Source organism: Kitasatospora sp. NPDC059803, assembly GCF_042732255.1.
Taxonomy (GTDB): Bacteria; Actinomycetota; Actinomycetes; order Streptomycetales; family Streptomycetaceae; genus Kitasatospora.
In genome coordinates, this window is the sequence record NZ_JBHWIJ010000474.1 from 1 (window position 1) to 3,919 (window position 3,919).

Sequence of the window (3,919 nt, forward strand, 5' to 3'; positions counted from 1 at the left end):
CGAGCAGCGCGGCCGTGTGGCCGAGCGCCTTGGCGTGGGCCTCGGCGGCCCGGGCGGCCGTCCCGCCGTTGACCACCAGGACGACCACCTCCCGGCGCACCGGGCGGGTCAGCGCGACGTCCGCGTAGAACACGTCCCCGCCCTCGGCGAGCTGCGCCCAGTAGCGCTCCTCGCCGAAGGAGAGTTCGTGCTGCTGCCAGGGGTGCGCCTCGCCGACCGTCAGCACCAGGATGTCGCCCGGGTTGCGGCCGGCGTCCAGCAGTCGGTCGACCGCGTCGTCCGCGTGTTCCAGCGCCTGCGCCGGGGTGGCGGCGACGCGCTGGATCTCGACCTGCGGTTCGGCGCCGCCCGAACGGCGCTGCGCCGGCGGGGGCTTGGGGATCAGTCGCGGCGGACCGGAGCGGTCGGCGCGCGGGGGTGTCGGGCGCGGCGGTGCCGGACGGGGGCCGGGCACCGGAACGGCGGCGACGGTGGTGGGTGCGGTGGAAGAAGCGCCGCCGTTGGCAGGCGCGCGGAGGGCTTGTGCGTCCGACTCGCGGGGGAAGGGAACGCCGGGGCCCGGGAGGCTCTCGTGAATCTCCGACTCCTCGGGGAAGACAGGCATACCCGGATATCTATCAAATGCCGCTCGAACACGCACGCGCACCCCACCCATTGGGCACCGCACATCCACCGCCCCACCCAGGCAATTCCAGACGGACCGTCAGAAACCGAGCGTCAACTGTTCGTCGGCGGAGCCTTCGGCCGCACCCGCGACGTCACGGACGCGCTTCAGGTGCCGCCACTTCGGCAGCGCGTCCAGGTATGCCCAGGAGAGCCGGTGATGCCCGGTGGGGCCGAACTCCTCCAGCGCGGCGCGGTGCACCGGGGACGGGTAGCCGGCGTTGTCCGCGAAGCCGTATTCCGGGCATTCCTCGCCGAGTTCGGCCATCAGCCCGTCGCGGTGGACCTTGGCGAGCACCGAGGCGGCGGAGACGCAGATGCAGGACTGGTCACCCTTGATCACCGTGCGCACCTGCCAGGGGCCGCCCAGGTAGTCGTGCTTGCCGTCCAGGATCACCGCGTCGGGCTCGACCGGCAGCGCCTCCAGCGCGCGGACGGCGGCCAGCCGCAGCGCCGCCGTCATGCCGAGCTCGTCGCACTCCTGCGGCGAGGCATGGCCGAGCGCGTAGGCGGTGACCCAGTCGGCGAGGACCGGGGCGAGCGCGCGGCGGCGCAGTTCGGTGAGCAGCTTGGAGTCGGTCAGCCCCTCCGGGGCCTTGCGCAGACCGGTGACGGCCGCGCCCACGGTGACCGGGCCGGCCCAGGCGCCGCGCCCGACCTCGTCCAGGCCGACGACGATCTTGGCGCCGGCGCGGCGGAGCGAGCGCTCGACGGAGTGCGTCGGCGGGACGATGGGCATCGCGAATTCCGTTCGGCGAAGGGGCAGCCCGTTCAGCTGGGCAGCATCCAGCCTAAGCCCCTCCGCTCAGCCGCCCGGGCCGACCGCCGGCGGCCCGCCCACCGGCCCGCCCACCAGGCCGCCCGCCCGAACCGCTCACCCCGGCCGCCCGCCCGAACCGCTCGGCGCCAACCGTCGGCGCCAACCGGCCGGCAGCCCCGCCCGCGGAGCCGCGGCCGCAGCCGCCCTCAGGCGCGGATCAGCGGGTACAGCACCTCGTCCATCAGCCGGGCCCCGAAGCCCGGCCCCATGTTCTCCCGGCCGCAGATCTTCACCTGGTAGAGCAGCATCGCCGGGACGACGTCCGCGACCAGCGCGGTGGCCGCGCCGGGCCGGACGTCGCCGCGGTCCGCGCCGCGCCGGCGACGCCTTCCATCGTCAGCCGCGCGTATCCGCCGGAGGTGAGCTGGTCGATCGTGGCCTCGAAGATCGCGTTCTCCAACTCCTTCCCCCGGCGCCGCACCGGCCGCGTGAGGGCCTCACGGGCGACCCGCATCGGGCAGTGAGCCGCCGGTTCGGGCGCCGCCCCCGATGGCGCCGCGGGTGACGGGGGCGCGTCCGCCGCCTCAAGCGGTCGGGCGCCCGCCCGACCGGTCGCCCGGTCCGCCGTCAGACGCCGCACCAACCGATCCATCGCCACCATCCTTAGGGAACGCTTGCGTTCACAATCAGGCCCAGGATATCGTCCACATTAGTGAACGATCCCGTTCCTTCCTAGCCCGCGCCAGACCGTGGGCTCACGCCGGACCAGTCGGTCCGCAGCATACGAAGCACGCAGCCAGGCACATAGCCAGCAGGGGGCACAATCGTGGCTATCTCCGACACGATCAGCAAGAACTCACCACCACAGAGCAGCCAGGGCCGGGGCAAGGGCATCACCCTGACCGTCATCGCGGCCACGCAGTTGATGGTGGTGCTCGACGCCACCATCGTGAACATCGCGTTGCCGCAGATCAGGGACGCGCTGAACTTCTCGACCACCAACCTGTCGTGGGTCATCAACGCCTACACGCTGACCTTCGGCGGGCTGCTGCTGCTCGGCGGGCGCGCGGGCGACATCCTCGGCCGCCGCCGGGTGTTCATCTTCGGGACCTTGCTGTTCGGCTTCGCCTCCCTGCTGGGCGGCTTCGCCCAGGACGGCGGGATGCTGCTGGCCGCCCGCGCGCTCCAGGGCATCGGCGGCGCGATCTGCTCACCGACGGCATTCGCCCTGATCGCCACCAACTTCGAGGAAGGGCCGGAACGCAACAAGGCGTTCGGCGTCTTCTCGGCGGTGGCCGGGTCCGGTGCCGCGATCGGCCTGCTGGCCGGCGGTCTGCTCACCGAGTACCTGGACTGGCGCTGGGTCTTCTTCGTCAACGTGCCGATCGCGGCGCTGATCGCGCTCGCCGCACCGCGCTACATCGCCGAGTCCGAGCGCCACGCGGGCCGCTTCGACCTGCCGGGCGCACTCACCTCGACACTCGGCCTGGTCGGCCTGGTCTACGGGTTCATCCGTGCCGCCTCGGACGGCTGGTCGGACAGCATCACGCTCGGCTCCTTCGCGGGCGGCGTGCTGCTGCTCGCCGCGTTCGTCGTGATCGAGAACCGCACCGACCAGCCGATCACCCCGCTGCACCTGCTCGCCAACCGCAACCGCACCGGCGGCCTGGTGATGATGCTCTGCCTGGCCGCGGCCATGTTCGGCATCTTCTTCTACATCACGCTCTTCGTGCAGGGCCCGCTCGGCTACAGCCCGCTGAAGGCCGGCGTGTCCTTCCTGCCGATCAGCGTGTCGATCATCATCGCCGCGCAGCTCGCCTCCAGCCTCCAGGCCAAGTACGGCCCGAAGCCGTTCATGGCGGGCGGCGCCCTGCTGGTCACCGTCGGCCTCACCTGGCTGACCCAGATGAGCAAGGACAGCGGCTACCTAGACGGGGTGCTCGGCCCCACGGTCATCTTCGGCTTCGGCATGGGCCTGATCTTCGTCCCGGTGATGCTGCTCGCGGTCGCGGGCGTCCCCGGTCAGGAGACCGGCGCCGCATCCGGCCTGCTGAACTCCATGCAGCAGATCGGCGGTTCGCTCGGCCTCTCGATCCTGACCACGGTCTTCGCGCACTACGCCACCGCCGAGGGCAAGCTCCAGCAGCCGAAGTTCCTCCAGTCGGCCACTCCGGACCAGCTGGCCTACCTCCAGCAGCACCACGAGTTCCCGAAGGGCACCGACGCCGCCAACTCGGTCCTCACCCAGGGGATTTCGCACGGCTTCATCGTGGGTGCCGTGCTCGCCGGGCTGGCGCTGGTGGTCTCGGTCTTCGTGATCAAGGCCAAGGCCAGCGACCTGCCGAGCGGGGCCTCCGGCGTCGCGATGCACTGAGCCCGACCAGGGCACACCGCACCACAGCGCACCACACCGGGGCGGGGGGGGGGCGGCCCCGCGCAGCCACTATGCGGGCCATGCGACCCAGCGCAGCCACTATGCGGGCCATGCGACCCAGT

3 protein-coding genes are annotated in these 3,919 nt (G+C 72.1%); 1 reads left to right on the forward strand and 2 read right to left on the reverse strand.

All coding sequences use genetic code 11. The features are described from left to right. Positions 1-604, reverse strand: a 604-nt coding sequence (locus tag ACFV6I_RS38280) for a hypothetical protein (protein ID WP_380430771.1), incomplete at its 3' end; no start/stop codon positions are given. A gap of 99 nt (positions 605-703) precedes the next feature. Continuing rightward, the gene (locus ACFV6I_RS38285; protein ID WP_063349349.1) at positions 704-1,402 is read right to left on the reverse strand and encodes a ribonuclease HII; all 699 of its coding nucleotides are present in this window, start codon (positions 1,400-1,402) and stop codon (positions 704-706) included. A gap of 847 nt (positions 1,403-2,249) precedes the next feature. Between ACFV6I_RS38285 and ACFV6I_RS38290 the strand changes: the two genes are divergently transcribed. Continuing rightward, positions 2,250-3,797, forward strand: a complete 1,548-nt coding sequence (locus tag ACFV6I_RS38290; RefSeq protein ID WP_380336374.1) for an MFS transporter — start codon at positions 2,250-2,252, stop codon at positions 3,795-3,797. Positions 3,798-3,919: the final 122 nt, after the last annotated feature.

Bases quoted from the DNA above. Each gene is read 5' to 3' on its own strand.
- ACFV6I_RS38285 (WP_063349349.1), bottom strand. From the start codon at position 1,402: ATGCCCATCGTCCCGCCGACGCACTCCGTCGAGCGCTCGCTCCGCCGC.